Origin of the sequence: Gemella haemolysans (genome assembly GCF_012273215.1) — a bacterium.
In the GTDB taxonomy this organism is placed as follows: domain Bacteria; phylum Bacillota; class Bacilli; order Staphylococcales; family Gemellaceae; genus Gemella; species Gemella haemolysans_A.
The window spans coordinates 41,205-64,457 of the sequence record NZ_CP050965.1; the positions used below are offsets into that span (position 1 = coordinate 41,205).

Annotated in this window: 19 protein-coding genes; 17 read left to right on the top strand and 2 right to left on the bottom strand. The window is 33.0% G+C overall.

The features are described 5' to 3' along the window. Nucleotides 1-63 precede the first annotated feature (63 nt). The 14 genes from FOC48_RS00360 to FOC48_RS00420 all read left to right on the top strand — a co-directional run bounded on the left by FOC48_RS00360 (nt 64) and on the right by FOC48_RS00420 (nt 17,706). Complete coding sequence (locus FOC48_RS00360; RefSeq protein WP_003147988.1) at nt 64-3,711, top strand: hypothetical protein; 3,648 nt, start codon at nt 64-66, stop codon at nt 3,709-3,711. Between the two features lie 10 nt (nt 3,712-3,721). After that, nucleotides 3,722-4,072 carry a DUF6711 family protein gene (locus FOC48_RS00365; RefSeq protein ID WP_003147987.1) on the top strand — a complete coding sequence of 117 codons (351 nt, stop codon included), beginning with the start codon at nt 3,722-3,724 and terminating at the stop codon, nt 4,070-4,072. 6 nt (nt 4,073-4,078) lie between these two features. Beyond that, nucleotides 4,079-8,533: a hypothetical protein gene (locus FOC48_RS00370; protein WP_003147986.1), complete on the top strand. Its 4,455-nt coding sequence runs from the start codon at nt 4,079-4,081 to the stop codon at nt 8,531-8,533. Between the two features lie 4 nt (nt 8,534-8,537). Then, nucleotides 8,538-8,741, top strand: a complete 204-nt coding sequence (locus FOC48_RS00375) for a hypothetical protein (protein ID WP_003147985.1) — start codon at nt 8,538-8,540, stop codon at nt 8,739-8,741. Next, nucleotides 8,734-9,156, top strand: coding sequence for a DUF1366 domain-containing protein (locus tag FOC48_RS00380; protein ID WP_003147984.1), 423 nt, complete (start codon nt 8,734-8,736; stop codon nt 9,154-9,156). The genes FOC48_RS00375 and FOC48_RS00380 overlap by 8 nt, the downstream gene beginning before the upstream one ends. Continuing rightward, nucleotides 9,131-9,268 (top strand): CD1375 family protein, encoded by a 138-nt coding sequence (locus FOC48_RS00385; protein ID WP_003147983.1) that lies wholly within the window; start codon nt 9,131-9,133, stop codon nt 9,266-9,268. The genes FOC48_RS00380 and FOC48_RS00385 overlap by 26 nt, the downstream gene beginning before the upstream one ends. Before the next feature lie 37 nt (nt 9,269-9,305). Beyond that, nucleotides 9,306-9,686 (top strand): phage holin family protein, encoded by a 381-nt coding sequence (locus FOC48_RS00390; RefSeq protein ID WP_003147981.1) that lies wholly within the window; start codon nt 9,306-9,308, stop codon nt 9,684-9,686. 3 nt (nt 9,687-9,689) lie between these two features. Continuing rightward, nucleotides 9,690-12,731, top strand: coding sequence for a hypothetical protein (locus tag FOC48_RS09730; RefSeq protein WP_216842917.1), 3,042 nt, complete (start codon nt 9,690-9,692; stop codon nt 12,729-12,731). 14 nt (nt 12,732-12,745) lie between these two features. After that, nucleotides 12,746-12,880 (top strand): hypothetical protein, encoded by a 135-nt coding sequence (locus FOC48_RS10070; RefSeq protein ID WP_301952018.1) that lies wholly within the window; start codon nt 12,746-12,748, stop codon nt 12,878-12,880. Nucleotides 12,881-12,991: 111 nt separating this feature from the next. Further along, nucleotides 12,992-13,795 (top strand): N-acetylmuramoyl-L-alanine amidase, encoded by an 804-nt coding sequence (locus tag FOC48_RS00405; RefSeq protein ID WP_003147978.1) that lies wholly within the window; start codon nt 12,992-12,994, stop codon nt 13,793-13,795. 124 nt (nt 13,796-13,919) lie between these two features. Next, nucleotides 13,920-14,045: a hypothetical protein gene (locus tag FOC48_RS10075; protein ID WP_269208075.1), complete on the top strand. Its 126-nt coding sequence runs from the start codon at nt 13,920-13,922 to the stop codon at nt 14,043-14,045. 155 nt (nt 14,046-14,200) lie between these two features. Continuing rightward, complete coding sequence (locus tag FOC48_RS00410) at nt 14,201-14,677, top strand: hypothetical protein (protein WP_003147977.1); 477 nt, start codon at nt 14,201-14,203, stop codon at nt 14,675-14,677. 493 nt (nt 14,678-15,170) lie between these two features. Next, a complete protein-coding gene (locus FOC48_RS00415) occupies nt 15,171-16,388 on the top strand; it encodes an HD domain-containing protein (RefSeq protein WP_003147976.1) in 1,218 nt (405 codons plus the stop codon). A gap of 241 nt (nt 16,389-16,629) precedes the next feature. Then, nucleotides 16,630-17,706 (top strand): iron-containing alcohol dehydrogenase family protein, encoded by a 1,077-nt coding sequence (locus FOC48_RS00420; protein WP_003147975.1) that lies wholly within the window; start codon nt 16,630-16,632, stop codon nt 17,704-17,706. 53 nt (nt 17,707-17,759) lie between these two features. Here the strand turns inward: FOC48_RS00420 and FOC48_RS00425 are convergent, their stop codons facing one another. Next, complete coding sequence (locus tag FOC48_RS00425; RefSeq protein WP_003147974.1) at nt 17,760-18,335, bottom strand: DJ-1 family glyoxalase III; 576 nt, start codon at nt 18,333-18,335, stop codon at nt 17,760-17,762. Between the two features lie 377 nt (nt 18,336-18,712). Next, nucleotides 18,713-19,258 (bottom strand): ribosome hibernation-promoting factor, HPF/YfiA family, encoded by a 546-nt coding sequence (gene hpf, locus FOC48_RS00430; protein WP_003147973.1) that lies wholly within the window; start codon nt 19,256-19,258, stop codon nt 18,713-18,715. A 291-nt stretch (nt 19,259-19,549) separates the two neighbouring features. On the opposite strand from hpf, the gene FOC48_RS00435 reads away from it, so the two are divergent. The 3 genes from FOC48_RS00435 to FOC48_RS00445 all read left to right on the top strand — a co-directional run bounded on the left by FOC48_RS00435 (nt 19,550) and on the right by FOC48_RS00445 (nt 23,241). Beyond that, the gene (locus tag FOC48_RS00435) at nt 19,550-21,088 is read left to right on the top strand and encodes a helicase-related protein (RefSeq protein ID WP_003147972.1); all 1,539 of its coding nucleotides are present in this window, start codon (nt 19,550-19,552) and stop codon (nt 21,086-21,088) included. 3 nt (nt 21,089-21,091) lie between these two features. Continuing rightward, nucleotides 21,092-21,688, top strand: a complete 597-nt coding sequence (locus FOC48_RS00440; protein ID WP_003147970.1) for a ComF family protein — start codon at nt 21,092-21,094, stop codon at nt 21,686-21,688. 278 nt (nt 21,689-21,966) lie between these two features. Continuing rightward, a complete protein-coding gene (locus tag FOC48_RS00445) occupies nt 21,967-23,241 on the top strand; it encodes an MFS transporter (RefSeq protein ID WP_003147969.1) in 1,275 nt (424 codons plus the stop codon). Nucleotides 23,242-23,253: the final 12 nt, after the last annotated feature.

Sequence of the window (23,253 nt, forward strand, 5' to 3'; positions counted from 1 at the left end):
ATCAAAGTTAAAGTCAATCAATAATGATTGGCTTTTTTATTTTACCTGAGAAAGGAGGAACAAATGGCAACATTAGAAGAATTAAAAGTCGTGATTGACGCTGAATTGAAACCATTTCAACAAAAAATGAAAGAAATGGAGAATACAGTAACTCAATCAACTAATAACGTAAAAAATAAACTTAGCGGTTTAAAAAGTATGTTTTCAGATTTAGCAAAAGTAGCCGCTTTAGGGTTTCTAGCTAAAGAGTTGTATCAATTAGGTAAATATTCAGTTCAAACAGCGTTAGAAGTTCAAGCTTCTATGAACCAAATTCAACGGCTTATGGGCGAAAGTTCTCAAGCTTTCTTAAAATGGGCTGAAAACAATGCATTAGCTTTTAATATGAGTAAGGCTGAGGCTATAAAATACGGATCAACCTATGGAAATATACTGGCTGGTTTCATTAAAAATCAAGATAAATTAGCAGGCTATACAGCTAAACTGTTAGAAACATCTTCAATCATTGCACAGGGAACAGGACGAACTATGACTGACGTTATGGAACGTATCCGAAGCGGTTTACTTGGTAATACAGAAGCTATTGAAGACTTAGGGGTAATGGTTCAAGTTAAAATGATTGAAAGTACAGAGGCGTTTAAAAAGTTTGCTAATGGTCAAAGTTGGGAACAATTAGACTTCCAAACACAGCAACAAATAAGGTTGATGGCAATTTTAGAACAAGCAACAAAACGTTATGGCGATACATTACAAGATAACGTCAACAATAGAATATCAACATTTAAAGCTTTAATGAAAGACTCAGCATTAAATATTGGTAATGCGTTTTTACCTATAATTAATGCTATTATGCCTACTTTAAATGCATTTGCTGGTGTTATTCGAACAGCAACGGCGAAGTTGGCCGAATTCATTCAATTACTATTTGATAAAAAAGTAAGTAGTACTGATGGAGTTGCAGGGGCTGTAAATAATGCTACCCAAGGGTTGCAAGGTGCAGGGAATGCGGCTGGAGATTTAGCTGATAATTTAGACGATGCTGGTGGAGGAGCTGGAAACCTAGCTGACAATGTAGGTAAAGCAGGTAAAGCCGCTAAAAAAGCAGTAAAAGAACTAAGAGGTTTAATGGGGTTTGATGAAATTAACCTATTAAATAAAAAGAATGATGACTCTGACGACAACTCTGGAGGAGGTGGCGGAGGAGGTAAAGGCGGTAAAGGAAAAGGTGCTGGCGGTAAAGATATTTTACCTGATATAGACATTTCTGACAGAGGTACAAAATATAACACTATGTTTGATGGACTTCTTGAAAAACTTAAACCTTTATTAGCTTTTCTTGAGCATTTAAAAAACTTATTTAAACTTGGTTGGAAACTTACTTTCAGAGAAGAAGGTATTGATCAACTAAAAAAATCACTTATGGGCATTAAAGAGTCTCTAGAAATAATATTTGGTGATGGTTTAGTTGCACGAACGGCCGGAACGTTCTTAGAACGACTAGCATTTGCATTAGGACAAACAACAGCGGCGTTAGCTAACGTTGTGTTAGGAATAGCCGTATTTATCGCTGAAAGTCTTAACAAATCGTTGCAAGAAACTAGACTTGACATAAAAAGTTGGCTAATGCGAAGTTTCTTAGAAATGGGAGATATAGTAGGAAGTATTGGTAATATTGCCGCTGATATCTCAAACATTTTCTATGATACTATTACCAGTCAACCGTCAACAGATATTGGAGCCAATATAATTTCAACATTAACTTATGCTGGAATGGGTGTTGTTGATGTTGGATTGAAACTTGGTAGAGATTTATTAGGTGGTATTGAACGTGTAATTAGAGAAAATTCTCAACCTATCACAGATGCTTTCATTGGTATGTTAGATGCATTAAAACCTTTCTTTGAGACATTTAAAGAAGCTGTAAGAGATGCTTTTAAAATATTTAATGATGTATACGATAACCATATAAAACCGTTTATTGATAGTTTCTTTAAAGGCATATCAGAAATTGTAACGACATTAGCTAATGCATGGAATAATCATATAAACCCAGTTTTAAAAGAGTTGGGAGAAAAATTTCATGATGTATATAGAGATTATATAAAACCAGCTATGGAAAAAACAGGTGAAGCAATTGGTGTTGTTTTCGATGTTTTAAAAGATTTGTGGGAGAATGTACTTGTCCCAGTAGGAAAACTATTATCTGAATTGGCTACAGGATCTTTAGGAGAAATAGTCAAAATATTAGGAGAAACCTTGCTAGAAGCACTAAAAACTGTTTCTGAATGGTGGAAAAAACTAATGGATGTGGTAAAAGATTTTGGTGACTGGTGTAAAGAACATAAAACGACTATAGAAGCAGTTGTTGTGGCAGTCGGTAGTTTTGCAACGGCGTTGATGGTATTAAAAGGTGCTTCAGCAATAGCCGCGACATTATCAGCTCTTTCAGGTGCTAGTATATTACTATCAGGTGCATTTACGGCCTTAACAGTCGTTGAAACAATACTTACTGGGGTTACAACAGTCTTAGGTGGAGTATTTGCATTTTTAACTTCTCCGTTAACGCTTATTGCCTTAGGTATTGCGGCGATAATCACAATTGGGTATTTATTATATGCTCACTGGGATGAGATAAAAGCCTATGCTGAAGAAGTTTGGAACGCTATAAAAGATTGGGTTAATCAAGCTTGGGAAGGCATAAAAGAAGCGTGGAGTAACATTGGAGAGTGGTTCACTGAAAAATGGGAAGCTGTTAAAGCAATTTTCGAACCAGTAGGACAGTGGTTTAGCGAGAAATTCCAACAAGCGTGGGACTTTATAGTTAATATATTCAAAGATATAGGCCAATGGTTTAGTGAAAGGTGGAATGATGTTAAAAATATTTTATCTCCACTAGCTGATTGGTTTAGAGAGAAATTCCAAAATGCTTGGGATAATCTGACAAATATATTTAAAATAATAGGTCAATGGTTCAATGAAAGATGGACTGAGGTTAAAAACATTCTATCTCCTATAGGTCAATGGTTTAAAGATAAATTCCAAAGTGCTTGGGATGGTCTGACAGGTATATTTAAATCATTAGGCTCTTGGTTTGGTGCAAGATGGAACGATGTAACAAATGCACTTAGTAACGTTGCCAGTTGGTTTGGAAATACCTTCACTAGTGCATATAATGCGGTTAAAAATGCATTTAGCTCTATAGGTTCATTCTTCAGCGGTGTATGGTCTACTGTAAAAAGTATATTTGTAAATGCTGGTCAAATGGTCGGAAGTGCTGTTGGTGGAGCTTTTAAAGGGGCGGTTAATGCGGTATTAGGAACTATTGAGAGTATAGTAAATGGATTCATTAACATGATTAATGGTGTAATAGGAGTTATTAACGCTATACCGGGGGTTTCATTAGGATATATCAACGGAATTAGCTTACCAAGGCTTGCTCGTGGTGGTATTGTTGATAGCCCAACCATTGCAATGATTGGGGAAGCTGGTAAAGAAGCGGTTGTACCTCTTGAAAACACTGGTTTCTTACAAACAATGGGACGTGTTGTAAGTAGTGCTGTTGCTGATGTAATTGGAAATAACCAACCAACCTCAGGCGGTTTAACTGGTGATATCGTGATCCAGTTAGGTGGCACTGAGTACGCTAGATTTACAATTGATGAAATCAATAAAGAACAGGAAAGAGTAGGTCAAACTCTTATAAAAATTTAGGAGGAACAATATGGCAAAGTTAATTATTAATGGAGTAACAATTGTTACTCCTAAATCATTTCAAGTATCTATTCAAGATATCGATGGAGAAACAGGACGAGATGCTAACGGTAATATGGTTAGAGATAGAGTCACAACTAAACGAAAATTAGAGTGTGAATGGGGTTTTTTAACTCAATCTGAAATGAGTACCTTATTAAGTAGTGTTACAAGTGAATTCTTCTCAGTTTCCTACCCTGACCCTATCATAGGTCAAACAACAAAAACATTTTACGTTGGGGATAGGAGTTCTCCAGCTTATAGTTTTAGTGAAAAATTCAAACCATGGAGCGGTTTAAAAATGAATTTCATAGAAAGGTAGGTTAATATGTTTAACAACAATACAAGCTATCAAGAAGCAATAAATGCACCCTCAAGACGAATTACTGGGAACGTAACAATAAAAGGTCAGAAATTATCTGATGATATTTCATCGATAGATTATGTTAGTTCAATCTCAGGTAATACACTTACTATTGGTGCTACAAATGCTTCAACAGTAGATATTAAATTCAAGAGATTAATAGAAGGGCTAGAAGAAAAAGAACTTATAAGGGTTTCATTTTCTGTTCAAACATCTAGTGGAATTGTCGAGAGACAAATTGGAGAGTTCTTCTTAACTGAAATAAAACTTGATAGAAACAACAAAACAACAACGTTAAAGGCCATTGATAAGATGGCTTTTTTAAATGATAAATACACTTCTACTTTACTTTATCCAACCTTAGGAAGGAATATAGTTCAGGAAATAGCTAATAGCTGTAATCTGAGGGTTAATAATAATCTTAATATAACAAGCTTACCTAGTTTTAGTAAAAAGTTAGAAAAAGTTACTTATAGAGAAATGTTAGGTTACTTAGCACAGACAGTAGGAGCTTTTGTAATTTTTAATAATAATGGTGAATTAGAGTTTAGAAAATTAAATAGAACTCAAAAACAAATCTCAAAAGGTTCTTACCTTTTAAAAGGTTTGGAAGTGGATGAGGTAGAATACAGAATTAACGGTATTTCTATCAGTTTAAATAACCAAGAGAAAACAATATTAGCTGTTGGAAGCCCGTTAGGTACACAGGTTAAACTTACTAACCCGTTAATGACTCAAGGGTGGTTAAATTCTATCTTCTCAGAGTATTCAAGATTAAGATTTAACCCTTTTAAATTAAATTGGCGTGGTGATCCGTTTGTTGAAGTGGGTGATTGGGTTTCTATAGAAATAGCTAACGGCTCTTATCGTGCTTTTCCTATATTAGAGTTAAAACTATCTTATAGCGGTGGTTTAAAGTCTACTATAGGGGCTAATGTTAAGGGGACTACAACTTCAACAACAGAATATAAAGGAACAGTTGAACGTCAAATTGAGTTTATTAATGCTCGATTAGGTGCTTCAGGTAATTATGTTTATGCTGATACCGTTGAACCAACTAATCCGAAAGATGGTGATACATGGTTTAAGCCCAACGGAGCATTCACAGACTTATATATTTATGAAAATAATCAGTGGGTTTTAAAGACATCAACTGGGAATATTGAGGGTTTAATAACTAAAATTACAGACTCAAGTGTTTCAACTCAAAACTTAGCTACCGCAATAGCAAAAATCATAGAACTTGACGCCGCTAGAATAACAACAGGTAGTCTTTCCTTTGAACAATTAAACAGTAGTGCTGTTAGTGAAATAAGAAAGGGTATGGTTAGTGAAACAAAATTTAATAGTTTTGTAAATGATTCTAACGGTTTAAGGCAACAAATGAGTTCTGAGATTGAAAGGGTTGTTGAAAGTAAAAAATCGACACTTAAAGGACAAGATGGAAAAAGTAGTTATATTCATAAGAAATATACTAACGATGTACTTGCAGGCCCAATGACTGATAATAGTAATTCATTATATATAGGAATTTATACAGGTGATAAAGCAGTAGCACCAACTAATATGAGTGAATATGAATGGACTAGAGTAAGAGGATATAACGGCGTTAATAGTTACATTCATAGAAAATATAGCGACAATTCAAACGGAGCTAATATGAGTGATGACTCTAATCTAAAATATATAGGTATTTACACTGGGGCTAGTGCGACACCTCCAACAACTCCAACCTCATATACTTGGAGTAAGATAAAAGGTGAAGATGGTCGCCAAGGAGTACCGGGAGTTAGAGGTGCTGATGGTAGAACTAGCTATTTACACACCGCATACGCTAATTCACCTACAGGAGATGTTGATTTTAGTACTACTAATAGCAACGGTAAAGAGTACATAGGAACTTACAGTGATTTTGAACTTGCTGATAGCAATGATTACCGCCGTTATAAGTGGGTCAAAATTAAAGGTGAAAATGGTCAAAATGGTAGAGATGGTAGAGATGGACAGGACGGTAAGTCAATTAATATAAATTGGTTGCCTAATTCTAATTTTTCTTCGGCATTTAATAAATGGGAAGATGTGTTAACTAATAGCGGTTTAAATTCTAGTTTTGAGCATGCAAAAACGCATTTTGGAAGAGGGTTGCACATTTGGGGTACTGCTAATGCTGACTATAAAGGTCTCAAAAGTTTCCAATTTAAATTAGAAGCTAAAAAGGGTGATAAGTTAACTTTATCAATGGACTTGGGTAAAGACGCTTTAACACAAAATGCACCGTTAAAAGTAGGTTTACAGTATTTCGATAAAAATAGCTTAGTGCCTCCTGTTAAGGAAGAGCAAATTATAGATTTAGCGACGGAGAATTTTAAAATAAAAAAATATAAACGCATTTCTCGAACGTTCACAGCTAAAACAGATATTGATGAGTGTATAGTAATGTTACATGCGCCCACTAGACAACTTATTAATTTTTATATTGACAACATAAAATTAGAAATAAGTGAAGTTGCGACAGAATGGACACCAGCATATGAAGACTTACAAGGTCACACGCTAACAGCTAATCTATGGTTTAGTGGAAATTACATCAATAATGTAACTAAAAACGTTAGATTAAACCTAGTGTTATTTTATGACGGTAAAGAGGTTAATGACTTTACTACAAATGTAAGATATACAAGCGGTGTAAATAGTAGTTGGCTTACTCAAGATAATCTTAGAACACTCAGAGATGGAACTATAGATTATGGCTTTTGGGGTGATGGTGAGAAGAATGGAGAAACCTTATCCGCAATAGCAACGGTAAATTATAAAGGTTTAGAAATTGTTTCTACCGCAAGGTTAGATAACGTACCAAATGTTGAAGATGTTAAAGAAACGATTAAGAAATTCAAAACTTTTGAAAGTACCTTAGATAGTTTCAAATCTGTTATTGGAGAAATTAAAGGTAAAGAGATTAAAACTATAGTTAAAGCACCAAATTTATGTACTGAAGATTTTTCTAACAATAAAACTAAATCAGGTAATGATTTATACTTTAACGTTTCGCCAAACCTTAAGGCTAACACCAAGTATACTATTATATTAGATGTTTCATTTAAAAAAAATGATGTTCATCAGCGAACTAAAGTGTACGGAGCTAAAAGCGGGGGTGGTGAACAATGGTTAAAAGATGGTCGGAATGTTTGGGTGGTCGATTATGCGACAGAACAAAACAGAGTCAACATTTATCCTTTAGGGGAATTTTCACAAGTGAATAACGTTGAAATATATGAGGGAGACTATAGAGAATTCATAGAACAAAATAATCGTTTCACATCGTTGGGATCAGCAACTAACCAAACTAGTTTTTACTCTTATAAAATAAATCATAATATAACAGGTGCAAAAGGTAAATTTTTCTTAGTGCGATTTGACTTAGCAAGTTTACCATCTGATAAATGGTTTTCAAGTGGTGACGACGGTATTCTTGCACTTTATTCATTTGGAACTAAACAGTTTACAGAAGAGTTAAAACTAAAAGATAACGAGTATATTTTTAAAGAACTTTTTAACGATAATTTTTATATTTTCCATAATACAAATTCATTAAAAATAACCAACGTGAGACTTTACGAAGTACGTTTTGGTGTAACTCTAGCTACTCAAAACTCGTTAATAGATATTAGTAGTATGATTGACCAAACTAAAGACTCCGTTACACTTAGTGCTAGAAAAGAAATTGAAAGTAAATTAACTAATTATCCAACTAATGCATACCTTTCAAACAATTATGCTAATAAACGAGACCTTGAAAGTCTAGTTACAAAATCAGAACTAAAAGTCTTATCAGACAGGATAGAAAGTTCTGTTAATACTGGTAATTTCGGTACTACACTTTCCCAAAATGCTTATTATGTAAGAGTTGCATGGAACGGAATTTCAAATTATGTTCAATTTGAAGATGGAGGATTGAACTTTTATGAAGGTTCTAACACACAAAATAATTTGCGTGCAAGGATAGATGATGGAAATTATACGTTTTGGCGTGACGGATATGAATTAGGAAACATGGGAACAGGATATTACAAACTAGATCGTAATAAAAAAGGTATACAATTTCACCTTGAGTATGATGGATGGTTCATGGGTTGGGCTTATAAGCAAAAAAGGACAGATAACCATTACACTTGGAAATGGTACTATACTTCCGGTTCGGTTGGTGATACATACGCTGATACATTAAATGCAGGTTGTAATACTAATTTTAGGTGGAATGAAATATGGTACTTTAAAACAAGGACTTCTTGGTTCAACATTATGGATGGACTAGACGGGACTATTTCAGTTGTTTCAAACATAGAAAACACTGGAGACGGTGGAATTCGCTGGTGGACTAGAAACTTAACATTTAAAAACGGAATACTAATTGGAGGATAAAAGGATGAATGAACCTATTGAATTAAAATTTACAAATGCAAAAAATGATATTACAAAATTTATTGAGATTACTGGAAATGAAAACGGCGTGCCTCCATTTGTAATGGTTGGGATTTTATCTCAAATTTTAACTGAGTGGCAACGACGCGAACTTATTCAGTTAACGGACGCAATAAGTAGACCAAAAGGAGAAGAAGAAAATGTTTAAACTAGCTTGGAAAAATGGATTTGAACTTGGTGTAGACAACCCAAAAACAAGGGTTCAAATTACAAATGAAGATATGTCGATTATTATCACTAAAAATTTAGATGGTGATTTATCAAAGCATTCTGATTATGATTTAGTTAATTTAGTGTTAGAGAAATTTTATCAAGATACATTCCCTAATCGTGCTGAGAATGAACGATTTAATAAAGTTGATGAAAAACTTAAAGTACTAGACACTAAATTGGCTGAAATGGATAAGATGAAAAAAGAACTTGAAATAACACAAGGTTCTTTAATGGATTTAATAACACAAATGAGCGGAAGTTTGGAGGCTGAACACCATGAAGATAATTCACAACCTAAAAATACAAGTGAAGGAGGTGACAGTAATGATGGCAATGCTATTCGCAATTAATATAGCAAAAGGGAAACGTACGTTTGCACAAGTACCTAAATTCCTTAAAGATAAAGTCAGAGAATGCTTAATCGATATGGATTTAGAACATCTAGCTAAAGAGGGGGCTTAAAGCCCTCTTTTATTTTGCAAAGAAAGGAGTTTAATTAATGGAAATTACATTACCAGAGTTAGCTGAACGATATTACCATTTAACGAAAGATGTTTACATGCATGCTTTTACATTAATGATAGTGCTAGATGTGTTGACTGGTGTAGCAAAGGCTTTTGTATCAAGGACACTTAATTCAACTATTAATAGAAGAGGTTTAATTCAACATATAACTGTATGGGTTATGTGTATTACTGTATATCCTTATGTATTATATTTAGGTTTTAATGAGGCAGGGACAGCATTTTTACTATTCTTCACACTGAGTTATTGCTTATCGCTAATAGAAAATCTAAGTGTTTTAGGTGTGCCGTTTCCAACTGGTATTAAGAAACGATTAGAAAAGTTAAGAGACGAACTTGACGGAAAGAAGGAATAATAGATGAAAAAATTAATTAAATTAGATTTTAACAACACTACAAGGGAACGTAAGACTGAGGATAGCTATTCAGAACTTTATTCTTATGACAAAAATAACGGATCATTTGAGTTTGAGATATTAAACGACACACTTACGACTGAAAAAGTTATAGCTTTGTTTAAATTTACAGAAAGTAATAAAGTATGGAAGACTACTGGAACGGTAGAAGGAAATAAAGTACATGTGACTTTTGATACTACTTTAATTACTCAAAATGAAACGGTAATTTGTTACTTATATTTCGATGAAGAACAAAGAACATCTGACACATTCAGATTTAAGTTTAAAGTAAAAGTATCTGAAATTCATAAAATGAGTCGATATGAAGTTAAAGAAAGATTTATCAACAACACAGTTATTGTCGATAGATTAGACGTTGTGACAAAAGAAGAACTAAAAGAAGCGTTAAAAAATGTTGGTGGAATAGCAACAGAAGGACTATTAACAGAGGTTAAGGCTGAAGAATTGTATGCTAAAAAGTCAGAAGCAGTAGATAATACTAATTTTGAGTTAGTTAAGAACAGATTACTAGCGTTAGAACTTAAGACTGATAAGGATACGGTATATGACGATAGCGAAGTTAAAGAAAGACTTACAACGCTTGAGAATAAACCTCCTGTAGACCTATCTGGATACGCCACTAAAGAAGAACTAAGAAATGTTAGTGGTGGTCAACCATTAGCTGACAACCTTGTGACTAAAGAGGAGCTAGAGAACAAACATTACATTTCTGATATAAGCAATTTGGCTACTAAAGAGGAGTTGCAAGAGGTTAGGAACAGTCAACCAACAGTTGACACTTCAAACCTTGTTACTAGGGATGAATTAACAGCTAAGAATTTCTTAACAGAACATCAATCACTGGATAATCTAGTTACTAAGCAAGAATTAGAAGAGAAACAATATCTAACGGCACATCAAGATTTATCAGAGTACGCTAAGAAGTCAGAATTATACAACGATACACCGCTTAAAGAACGTGTCACGGCACTTGAGAGCAAAGCTATCGAGGGTGGAGCATATGACGATAGCGATTTAAGAAATCGTGTTGTAACGTTGGAAAGCAAAGAAGATAAAGATACTAAATATGATGATACAGAAGTAAAACACAGACTTACAGAACTTGAGAATAAGCCTGCGGTTGATACTTCTGTTTTTGTTACTGAAGAAAAGTTAAATAGTAAAGGATATCTTACTCAACATCAATCTTTAGAAAATGTAGTAACTAAGGAAGAGTTAGAAAGCAAAGGTTATTTAACTTTACATCAAGATATTAGTAATTTAGCAACAAAAGAAGAGTTAGCTAATACGGTGACTAAGGAAGAATTAAACAATAAACATTATGTGACTGAAGAAGAATTAAATAACAAAGCATATCTAACTTCACATCAAGATTTATCAAACTATGCCTTAAAATCAGAAATACCGCAACCATACAACGACAGTACACTAAATGAACGTGTTACAGCGTTAGAAAGTAAAGCAATTGAGGGCGGTGCATATGATGACTCAGATTTAAGAAATAGAGTAGTAGCTCTAGAAGGTAAGGAAGATAAGGACACTAAATATGATGACACAGATTTAAGAAATCGTGTTACTAATTTAGAGAATAAACCACCTATAGATACTTCAGAATTTGTGACTAAAGATGAACTAACTAACAAAGGATATCTTACAACACATCAAAGTTTAGATCACGTGGTAACTAAAGATGAATTAGCTAGTAAGAATTACATCTCAGATATCTCAAATTTAGTTACTAAAGATGAACTAGCAAGCAAGAACTACTTAACTGAACATCAACCATTAACAGAAGTTAATAATAGATTAGATGTGTTGGAAGCTAAGCAAGACAAAGATACAGTTTATAATGACAGTGAGTTAAGACAGCGTGTAACTAATCTTGAAAATAAATCTAATGTGGACTTAACAAACTATGTTACTAGTGAACAATTAGAGAATAAGCACTATTTAACTCAACATCAATCATTAGAAGAGTACGCTAAGAAGTCAGAATTATACAATGATACTGATATTAAACAACGTTTAACAACGTTAGAGAGTAAACCTAACATTGACACATCAAACTTTATCACTAATGAACAGTTAGAAGCTAAGCATTACTTAACGGAACATCAAACCTTAACACACCTTGCAACAACTAGCGATTTAGAAGCATTGAGAAATGTTGCCGTTAGTAAGTCAGAGTTAAGTAAAAAAGTTGATGCGACTGAGTATAATTCTTTCAAAGATAGTGTTGTTACAAAAACTGAACTTACTGAGAAAGGATATTTAACAGAACATCAGAATTTAGATGGATATGCTAAAAAGTCAGAATTAGAAACTTTAAATCAAACATTGTCTCTTACAAATGGAGTGTTAAGCATTAGTGGTGGGAATAGCGTTGCACTACCTGCTAGTCAATATGAAATCCACGGAACTGGAATGCCGAACGGTGTAGTAGAAGCTGAAATTGGTACAACGTATATTGACAAAAACAAAACTAACGGAGCATTCAAATGGATTAAGACTACTAACGGCGGAAATCAGGGGTGGGAAGTGTTAACTGGAGATACTGGTTGGCGAACACTTAACTCAACTTCAAAATTAACTGTTGAGGGTAGAACTTCAACGATTAAAATAAGACGTGTTAACAACTTAGTGACTTACAATTTTGGAGGGCTTCAATGGGGCTGGTTTGGAATAGTCAGACGTGGTGGAGCAGGATACGTAGAACATAAAAGTAGTGGTGAAAGAGGAACTAAAGTATTACCTGTCGACGGAATACCTTCAGGCTTCAGAAGTGAAGCGTCATTAGTTGGTGGTACGTACGACGATAAAGGAAGACCTTACGGTGTTTGGTATTTAGGTGGAGTAAATGACTCAAATTACATTCAATTCACATTTAACGACCCTATTCCAACAGATAGAGATATTAGAGATATAAGAGTGAGTGCAGTATCTTATTTAACATCCGAACCATGGCCTACACAATTACCATAAAGGAGGACAAAACAATGGAACAATTACAACCTATTTTATTAACACTTATCGTGTTCGGACTTAACCTATTAGGTAAGTTTTTAAAAGAGTGGAAACCGTTTCCGACAGAACTTATCCCTCAAGTATTAGGAGTACTTGGGGGCTTATAGGTTGGGCGGTATTTAAAGATACTAACGCAGTACTTTTAGGACTTGCAAGTGTAGGAACACATCAAGTGGTTAAGCAAAGTAGAAATAATAACAATACGGAGGATAAATAACATGACAGAAATTTATAGCGATTATTTTCAAAACGGAGTATTTTTTACTCCACCTAAAAACGATATACTAGGAATAGTAATACATAATGATGGGGGTTCGCTATCAGCTAGACAATATGACGGATTCTTAGTCGATAGAGTGAACAATGGAACTCTTGACAGAGGGTTCGCAGCGTACTATGTAGATAGAAACGACGTGTATGTATTCCAACCATCTAACCATCAAGAGTGGCACACGGCTAACCCTTACGGAAATGGTAATTTTATCGGGTTTGAAGTTTGTCAATCAATGTCAGCAAGTGATAGTGAATTTATAGCTAATGAAGATGCTACACTATTACTAGCAGGTCAAGTACTTCAAAGCTATGGCTTACCTATCAACGAAGACACAGTTAAATTACACCACGAATTTAGTGCGACTTCTTGCCCTCATAGAAGTATGGAATTACACGGAAATGGTGGAGCTTACAACGGAGCAGGAACTGAAGCGTGTAGACAATATTTCATCAATCGAATTAAGCAATTATTAGCTGGAGACGTAACTGAACCACCAGTTGTAGAGAAAAGCATTTTAGATGAAGACGTAGAACTAGCTAAGCGTGATGAACCTTATTACGAAGCAACAGTAAGCATTGATTATGTGTTAGAAAGCCAACCAACAGAAGATAGTGAGGATAAAGAATTTGTCCCAGCTGGAACTAGAGTACGTGTGTACGAGAAAAAAGGCGGTTGGAGTAGAGTAAATTACAAGGATAGCGATCAATGGATTGAAGATAAGTACTTAACAGAAGTTACAGTATTTTAATGATTTTAGCCCTTACTTAAAAGTAGGGGCTTATTTTTTATGTATTTTTTAAAAAAAGTTTTAAATATCTCTTGACTTTATACCTTATATAAGGTATAATTAATAATGTAAAGGAGGTGAGGTAGTGAGTAACAGAAGAAATAAAAAAACAGACTCTCACAAAGACAAGATGTTGGTACTAGCAACAGTGTTAGCTATCCTCGAAATAGTAAACACAATTCTTGAAATCTTTGTAAAAGTCTGTAAATAGACCCTTAGGGAACGGAGCTTATAAAAGCTCCTAGTACCTAAATGTTATTCACATTATATCATGAAAAAAGAAAAAATACAAACTATGATTATAATATTAGGTATATTTGCCGTGATAATTTCAATTATCTTAAAACTTATTTAGGAGGTTTTACAATGATAGATCAAGCGATTAAACAAATAGAAGAATTATTCAACAGTGATTTAACTGATTATAGAATTTCAAAAGATACAGGATTGACACTAAGTGTTATTCAAAATTACCGCAGTGGTAAGTACGAGTTAGAAAATATGAGTTTTAAAGTAGCAAAAAAATTAATCAGATATGCGGAGGAATTAAAAATGAGAAATTATGATAAAATGATGGTAGTGGTAAATGAATTAGTATTAGAAGATGGAGCAACAGTGACTTACTGGACTGAGGATAAACCTAATGATTGTACATGTTGCTATTCAGTAGAAGAGCTAAAAGCACATTTAGGAAATATGGAAGAAGATGACTATGAGAAATTAATATTCCAGGTTGATAATGGTGATGATTGTGACAAATCATATCAATTCTACATGAGTGAATACAAAGCAGTTTTAGATCGTGACGAAATTACACTATCTTTCTTACACAACACTAGATAAATTTTAAGCCCCAAAATAAGGGGCTTTTTTTAAAAAAAATTTCAGTCAAACTTTGATTATCGGAAAATCGTATGTTAAAATATAGTCAGTTGGTATTACAACCTAAACTTTCTTTTAATACTAAAGTTTTTCAAGACGGGACGCTATTTCTCCTTGTAATATTTATTTGGTTAATGCGATGTATCATAGTAACAAAATAGCGTCCGCAGTCGGTTTTCCTTCCATAAAACAAAATAGCAAACATTTTTCAACCTCCTAATGGGGGTTGTTTTTTTATGGGGAAAAAAAGGGGAAAAAGCTTCTGAATACTTGTTTTTTTCTTTTAAACCTCAAATATACACAGGTGCTTTTTAAAACACCTGAAATATGCTATAATATACTGATAAATATACATTTTATACTTGAAATATATTTTTTTACACCTCAAATTTAGAGAAACATCTATATGAGAGAAATATAGTAAAAATTATCGGTTATGATAGGGGGAATAGGGATGGAATTAAAAAGATTAGATGAAACTAAAGTATTAAAGGATCCAGTGCATAGTTATATTCATATCCATTATGAGGTAATTTGGAATTGTCTTGATAGCAAGGAGTTCCAAAGATTACGTCGTATTAGACAATTAGGGGGAGATTTTCAAGTTTATCCAACAGCAGAACATTCAAGATTTTCTCACTCGTTAGGGGTGTATGAGATTGTTAGAAGGATGGTAACTGAGATAAAGTCTTTATGTGTTGAGTTAACTGAATATGAAAAAGTGTGCGTGATGCTTGCTGGGTTGCTACATGACGTAGGACACGGCCCGTTTTCTCATGCTTTTGAACATGTAACTAATCATAGTCACGAGGAATATACCGCAAAAATTATATTGGGGAATACAGAATTAAATTCTATTTTACGAGCTGTATCTAGAAAATTGCCTGAAGATATCGTTTCTATTATCCAACATACTCATGAAAATGATATATTAAACCAAATTGTTTCTGGGCAACTCGATGCAGATAGAATGGATTATCTACTACGTGATTCTTACTTTACAGCTACGAGTTATGGACAATTTGACTTAGAAAGAATATTGCGTACGATGCGTGTTAGAAAAACAAGTGAAGGTAGGAAGGTGATTGTAGTAAAACATACAGGTATCCATAGTGTAGAAGACTATATTATGGCGAGGTACCAAATGTACTGGCAAGTTTACTATCACCCTGTAGCTAGAAGTTATGAAGCAGTGTTTATTCAACTATTTAATAGATTAAAAGATATTTTTAAAGACAATAAAGATTATTTTGAAGATATGAAGGTGCTAATTCCATTTTTAGAAAAAGCCGAAGTTAGAGAAGAGGAGTATTTCAGATTAGATGAGAATTCATTATTATACTGTTGTGCTCTTATTCAAGATAAAGCTGATGCGATAGCTGCAGACTTAGCGAAGAGATTGCAAAATAGAAAACTTTTCGAGTATGTAGATTATAATGAAGAGAATTTAGCTCAAATTCAAAATATGCTACGTGATAATGGATATGATGAACAATATTATTTAAGAATAGAGAATGTGGAAGCGAGTGTCTATAGTCCATATAAAGGTAGAAAAATTTTAATTGAGAAATTAGATGGACAGATAGTTGCTCTTGAAAAAGCTAGCACAATCGTTGAATCTATCACAAAAGGTCAGACTAAAAAAGAGGGGACTATATTTTTCCCTAGATAAAATAAAATTTTAAGGTAATGTAGAAGTGTTTGGAAAGAGAAATGTGCTCTTTTGATAAGAAATACTTCTATGTTACCTTGTTTTATTATTGGATTTAAAGAGTATAATTTTAAATTTTTATAATAATTGTCAGAAAATAAAATATTTTTAACTTACTATTGATTTTAGTTTTCGGAAATGTTATAATCGTAATTACATTATAAAAAACAAAAATAAATTAACAACAAAGGAGAGATGTAAAATGTTTGAATTAGCAAATGTAGCGAGACCAGGGGTAAGTGAATATATTTCAGGAAGTGGGGCATTATCTGCACTTGATAATAGATTAGAAGGGTTTAAAACTCCTTTGATTGTTACTGGAGAAAAATCTTACGCGGCGTTTACGAAGTTTTATAAAGGAAATAGAGAATTTAGAGTAGCGAAATATGATGGATCGGCATCTTTTGAGGATATGCAACGTATTGCAGATGAATTTGGTGAAGGTGTTGACGTAGTTCTTGGAGTAGGTGGAGGTCGTGTTATCGACACTGCCAAAGGTGTAGCACAAAACTTAAACGTTGAGTACATGACAGTACCGACGGTAATCGCAACTTGTGCACCTTATGCACCTGTAGCTGCGGTTTATCACCCAGACCACACATTTAGAGAAGTTGCATACTTTAAACGTACTGCATATGCTTGTGTGGCAGACTTAGATTTATTATTAGAATCACCAAAAGAATATTTCGTAGCAGGTATCGGTGATACTTTAGCAAAATGGTATGAAGCAGTAGTTTTAGTTGAAAGAAATAATAAATTTAACGATCCTTTTGTAAGAATGGGATTAGAAGCAGCTAAAATCACTCGTGATGTGCTTTTACGTGATGCTAATGGTGCATTAGAAGCTATGGAGAAAGGTGAAGTAACAGAAAGTTTCAAAAATGCTGTAGACACAGTATTTGCAATCTCAGGATGTGTTGGATGCTTCGGTGTTCACTATGGACGTATGGCAGGAGCTCATGCAGTGCACAATGGTATGAGTTTAGTTAAAGAAACACACTCTGTGTTACATGGTACAAAAGTATCTTATGGTATCTTAGTTCAATTACTTGCTGAAGGTAAGAGAGAAGAAGTTGAGAAACTTGTTCCATTCTATAAAGACAATAACTTAGCTTACAACTTAGCTTGTGTTAATGTAACTGAAGATGTAGAAGAAAAAATGAAGAAAATTGCAGAATTTGCAGCTAGTGAAAAAGAAACATTTAAACTTGCAGTTGATGTTTGTACTCCAGAAGTTGTATTTAATGCGATGAAAGAATTAGAAGAATTAACAAAATAATAAAATAGTAAAAGACCTCGGATAAGTTAATCTGAGGTCTTAATTTTTGTGTTTTATAAGTTGTTTTTTAATACTGGTACTAGCATAGCGTTGCTAATGTTTTGTGCAGTATCGTCTTGAAGTAGATAATTAACGATTTCGTAACCGAATAGAATTGCGACAGCTGGGCCTTGGGCAGTAATTACATTTTTATCAACGATTACCGCTTTTTCGTTATTGTATGTTTTGCAGTTTATTTCTTTATCGAATCCTGGATAAGAAGTTACTTCTTTATCTTCTAGTATACCCGCTTTGCTTAAAACGATAGGTGCGGCACAGATAGCTGCAACAAGTTTTCCGTTGTTATACATTTCTTGATAAAATTCAATTATTTTATCGTTGTCGCGAAGTAGTGTGCTTCCAGGCATTCCACCAGGGATTACTATAGCATCATAGTCAAGGATGTTGTCGATATCGTTAATTTTTTTATCTACTATTATTTTCACATCGTGTGAGCTTGTTATGTGATCTTCGTTGTTGGCAGAAATTAGATCAACATGAATATTAGCACGGCGTAATATATCGAGAGGTGCGATAAATTCTAATTCCTCACTTCCGTTTTCAACGAATAAAGCAACTTTTTTAGTCATAAAAAATCCTCCTAATGGTATTGTATGTAGTTATAGAAAAGGTATTTTGCAAGTTTATATTTTCTCTCCTTACTATTTTTGTGTAGCTTGCGACACCTCCATATCTTTTGTTGTACAAAAGGATATTCCGGTTAAGAAATAAGCCTGTAGTCTTATTTCTTCGCAGTAAAACACTATTGTGTTTTACTTTAGCTACTATAAAATAGTAAGGGGAATAAAAAACTAATTGGATACAATAAGAGTACAGAAAAAATACATATAAGAGAGTGTTTCTTCTATATCGTATATCATTTCTTATTAGTTTTATTTTATTGTATTTATAAAGAAAAATCAACCACCTACGGAAGATGGTTGATTAAGTTTAAACTCATTGTTAATTATTTAGAAATTTCTAGAACTCCGTATCCAGTGTCACGGCGTTTGTATACTACTGAAATTTCGTTTGTATTGCTGTCTAAGAATGCGAAGAAATCGTGTCCTAGAAGTTCCATTTGGAATACAGCTTCTTCTCTTGTCATTGGTTCTACTTTAAGTTGTTTAACTTTACCGAAATCTAATGTAGTTTCTTCAGCTTCTTCTAACTCGTTAGTAAGAAGATTTTCTTCAACAAATCCTTTTTCGCGTCCTTTTCTATTGATTTTAGTTTTGTGTTTTCTCATTTGACGTTCAAGTTTGTCTACAACTAAATCAACAGCTGCGTATAAATCTTCGTTAGTTTCTTCTGCACGAAGTGTTACACCTTTAAGTGGCACAGTGATTTCAATTTTTTTCTTATTATTTTTGTATACTTTAGCATTAGCATAAACGTTTGCTTCTAAACTGTCAGCAAAGTATTTTTCTAATTTAGAAACTTTGTTTTCAACATACTCTCTAATTGCTTGAGTAATCTCTAAATTTTCTCCTCGTACTTGATATCTTAACATTTTAAAGCACTCCTTTCATAAAGTAGCCTAGCTACTTTATAGGGGGTTCCCCCTCTTTTTATAGTTTTATTATACCACTTTTTGATAACGTTAGCAATATAGTTTGCATAAAAATGTCGCTTTTATAAAATGGATATTTATTTTGCTTTATAAATATATTTTTGTTAAAATAAAATTAAATATAGCAAACATAGAAGTTAGAAAGAATTGTAAAAGCTTAAGATGTTAACTAAATGAGTAAAAATAATCTGAAAATTTAATAAATATTTACAGATAAGGAGGGGAGAAATAATGTTTTTTAGGGAGTACTGTGAATTTATAGAAGCACTTTATATAATTTATTATTCAAAAATGGATGACTATGAGAAAAAAATTAATTATAGAAGAATCAAAGACAGTTATGATAGTTTTGGGAAAAGAAACGATGATTTTGAAGAAATTTATGATGAGATAATTACAGGAGCAGTCTATACTTTGAAAGAAAGTGATTTAACTTTTTTGAAGAAGTACGATGGGCTGCTTTTGTCTATTTCTAGATTACTCAATTTAAAAATTAAATTACACTGTTTAGATAATTGTCCGTATATCCAAAAGTTGTATTCAGTTGAGTTGGTCGGAGATAAATATCATTGTCTACAATGTGATAATAGAGATCAAAATTTATTTTTTAGTTTTGAAAATAATAATCTAAAGACTACATATTGTAGGAGATGTATTTCTTTTGGAAGAAGTGATGATAATTTTATAAAATTTCATGTTAATATTCCAGTATCAAAAATTGAGGCACCTAAACGACCAAGTGTAAAGCTGAGTGATATTCAGGAACTAGCGAGTATAGGATTGGTAGAGAATACTAGAAAAGATTTAAGTACACTAGTTTGGGCTGTTTGTGGAGCGGGAAAGACAGAAATAGTTTACGAGGTGATTTATCAAGCGATCCTAGAAAATAAAACTATTTGTTTAGCTATTCCAAGGAGAGATGTAGTTAAAGAATTATTTGAAAGATTTTCTCGCGATTTTAGTGGTTATCCTATAAACGTCTTACACGGAGAAGAGAAGGTACTAGAAGAATCTAATTTTTATATAATGACTACTCACCAACTTGTGAAATACTACAATTATTTTGATATAGTGATAATTGATGAGGTAGATGCTTTTCCGTATTCTGGAGATGAATGTTTAGAAAATGGTGCGAAAACAAGTTTAAAAAATAATGGAGTACTTGTGTTTTTATCAGCTACACCATCAAATAGAATTAAGGCTAGTGTCGATGAAATTATTAAAATACCTATAAGATATCATAGATATTTGTTGCCTGTTCCGAAAATTAAAATTGAAAAGACAGAGGTGTTTGATTTTACGAAGAAATCCAAATTTATAGAGAAATTTATAAAAGGCAGGTTAGCTAAAAACAGACGAATTTTAATATTTGTCCCTGAAATAAAAATGTGTGAGACGGCAGTACTTTATCTTAGAAATATTTTTCCAGATGATATTATTATAGATTTTGTGTATAGTGAAGATAAAAATAGAAGCGAGAAGATTAGGAAGTTTTATGATAGGAAAATAGATATTTTTGTAACTACTACTATATTAGAACGCGGTGTGACTTTTGATTATTTAGATGTGATAATTTTTGATGCAAAACATATAAATTTCACAAAGTCAGCATTAATCCAAATTTCTGGGAGAGTAGGAAGAAAGGATTATGATAATAGTGGGGATATAGTATTTTTATCAGATAAAATTAGCGGGGAGATGAAATCGGCGATTAAGGAAATAGAATACATGAATAACCTGGCTAAATATAGAAAGTTAAATAGGCGGTAGAATATGAATTGTAGTTTTTGTGGATCGGAAATTAGGAGTAAGTTAGGTTTCGATACAATTTTCAAAACAAGAGAAAAATTTCAACTGTGTGCTGAATGTAAGGAACATCTTGATATAAATGTGTTAGAAGTAGGAGAATACACGCTCTATTATTTCTCTGATTATGAGTTTGTCAAAGATGATATTTATTCGATAAAATATTTTGGAGATGTAGCGTGTGCGCTGAAGTTTAAAAATTTGTTTAAACAATTTCTATCTTTAAATAAGTTTGATTTGATAACGATTGTACCTGCTAATGAGATTCGGGAGATTATACGTGGATTTGATCATATTGAACAGCTATGCAAAATGTGCGACATTAATTTTGAGAAGATACTAGGCTGTGAATATAGAGAAAAACAGGCGAAACTTCATAAAGAGAGAGGGGAGAATAAATACTATATTCTACCTAATGGACAAAATTTGGGAACTGTTAGAAGTATGTTGATTATTGATGATATATTTACAAGTGGTAATACCTTACTAGGTTGTGCTAAAACTATAAGAGAACTTTATCCAAAGATAAATATAAGTTTTTTAACGTTATCGAAAGTAATATAATAATAATCTGAGTATTTTTTACTTAACAACTTAGATATTTGTGGTATAATGTTAAAGTTGATTTTAAATGTTGTCTTAGAAAGGTTGGGAGTGACTCAAAAATCGTGATTTCGTAGAAATCGATTTTGTCGAGTCACCCCCGCAAAGTTTATTAGATATCTAAAAAGCTCTTATAAAGCGCATTTAGATATCAATAAACCACTGCGTCTATGAATTCTCATATAAATTATGTTAATTTTTAGAACTTTTGGAACAACCTCAAATTATACAGCTAGGAGATGGTTAAAACAAAAATTTTATTTTCATTTATAATGATCGCATTAATTTTAATTTTAGTAGTTTTCTTATCTAAGAAATTTGAATTAAATAAAGATCAAATTATTATATTCTGGATATTAGTTTTATTTTGGTCGGCAATAAGTATTATTAGAGCATATAGAAAATTATATGCCATAACGCCGATTGAACAAGGGGGACTTTCGTTAACTCCTGTACTTGCTGCACAGATTGCTGCAGGGTATGGACTTATGAGTTTAATTGTAAGGTTGCCGATGTTTTTAGCGAGTGATATTTTTAAGAGAAGAAAAATATTCGTACAGATCTCATTATTTTTACTAATTGTAACATCGTTTTTAGTTGCATTTAACGGAAGTTATGTGACGTTATACCTATCTTCATTATCTTTAGGTATAAGTGCAACAATGCTTGCCTTATTTAATGTTATTTTCTCAGAAACATTTTCGAGAGATAAGGCTGCGGTATCAGTTTCGATATTATCTGTAGCACCGTTATTAGCTGAATTTATCGCTGCACCGATACAATATGTTTTCACTATGAATACATATAAACACTTTGATTATATGTGGATAGTAGCGGGAGTTATAGCGGTAGTAACGTTCATATTATCATTTATGATGAAAGATTATCGCCCAATCGATAGTGATTTCTCATTTGATAAAGTAAAAGTAGTAATTAAGCATAAGAGTTTTATTTATATTTGTTTATTAGCATTGTTACTTTCATTTATTAAATTCTCAACAAGTGGAGCTAATATGATAGCTTATGGTAAAACAGAGCTAAACATGACGCCACTTATGCTTGCGTATATGGATGCAGTCTTTGCTGTCCCTCAGCTCATTGCAGGGGTTCTTGTGGGAGTGTATTTCACTAGAAAATGGGGTATTCAAAAAACCTTATTATTCTTATTAGGGTGTTCATTAGCATTCTACGTAATAGCACTGTATGTAAATAATCCGTATGTTATTTATTTCAGTTATATTCTTAACGGATTAGGGTATGGAGGTGCATATAACGCACTTATTTCACTTGCTATGCAATATTTTGATAGAGAATACCGCAATGTAAGTATGGGGATATATCAAGCATTCTTCGCATTAGGAATTTATTACGGAGATTATGTTTATGTTTGGATTGCTAAAAATGTTAAAAATGGTCTATTTGGTTTCACGCAAAGTAAAGCAATATTCTTGATAGTAATAGGAATAACTATAGTAAGTATGCTTATGGTTAAAATCAAAGTTAGAGATAATTAAAAAAAGGGCTCT

Bases quoted from the DNA above. Each gene is read 5' to 3' on its own strand.
- FOC48_RS00360 (WP_003147988.1), top strand. From the start codon at position 64: ATGGCAACATTAGAAGAATTAAAAGTCGTGATTGACGCTGAATTGAAA.
- FOC48_RS00365 (WP_003147987.1), top strand. From the start codon at position 3,722: ATGGCAAAGTTAATTATTAATGGAGTAACAATTGTTACTCCTAAATCA.
- FOC48_RS00370 (WP_003147986.1), top strand. From the start codon at position 4,079: ATGTTTAACAACAATACAAGCTATCAAGAAGCAATAAATGCACCCTCA.
- FOC48_RS00375 (WP_003147985.1), top strand. From the start codon at position 8,538: ATGAATGAACCTATTGAATTAAAATTTACAAATGCAAAAAATGATATT.
- FOC48_RS00380 (WP_003147984.1), top strand. From the start codon at position 8,734: ATGTTTAAACTAGCTTGGAAAAATGGATTTGAACTTGGTGTAGACAAC.
- FOC48_RS00385 (WP_003147983.1), top strand. From the start codon at position 9,131: ATGATGGCAATGCTATTCGCAATTAATATAGCAAAAGGGAAACGTACG.
- FOC48_RS00390 (WP_003147981.1), top strand. From the start codon at position 9,306: ATGGAAATTACATTACCAGAGTTAGCTGAACGATATTACCATTTAACG.
- FOC48_RS09730 (WP_216842917.1), top strand. From the start codon at position 9,690: ATGAAAAAATTAATTAAATTAGATTTTAACAACACTACAAGGGAACGT.
- FOC48_RS10070 (WP_301952018.1), top strand. From the start codon at position 12,746: ATGGAACAATTACAACCTATTTTATTAACACTTATCGTGTTCGGACTT.
- FOC48_RS00405 (WP_003147978.1), top strand. From the start codon at position 12,992: ATGACAGAAATTTATAGCGATTATTTTCAAAACGGAGTATTTTTTACT.
- FOC48_RS00410 (WP_003147977.1), top strand. From the start codon at position 14,201: ATGATAGATCAAGCGATTAAACAAATAGAAGAATTATTCAACAGTGAT.
- FOC48_RS00415 (WP_003147976.1), top strand. From the start codon at position 15,171: ATGGAATTAAAAAGATTAGATGAAACTAAAGTATTAAAGGATCCAGTG.
- FOC48_RS00420 (WP_003147975.1), top strand. From the start codon at position 16,630: ATGTTTGAATTAGCAAATGTAGCGAGACCAGGGGTAAGTGAATATATT.
- FOC48_RS00425 (WP_003147974.1), bottom strand. From the start codon at position 18,335: ATGACTAAAAAAGTTGCTTTATTCGTTGAAAACGGAAGTGAGGAATTA.
- hpf (WP_003147973.1), bottom strand. From the start codon at position 19,258: ATGTTAAGATATCAAGTACGAGGAGAAAATTTAGAGATTACTCAAGCA.
- FOC48_RS00435 (WP_003147972.1), top strand. From the start codon at position 19,550: ATGTTTTTTAGGGAGTACTGTGAATTTATAGAAGCACTTTATATAATT.
- FOC48_RS00440 (WP_003147970.1), top strand. From the start codon at position 21,092: ATGAATTGTAGTTTTTGTGGATCGGAAATTAGGAGTAAGTTAGGTTTC.
- FOC48_RS00445 (WP_003147969.1), top strand. From the start codon at position 21,967: ATGGTTAAAACAAAAATTTTATTTTCATTTATAATGATCGCATTAATT.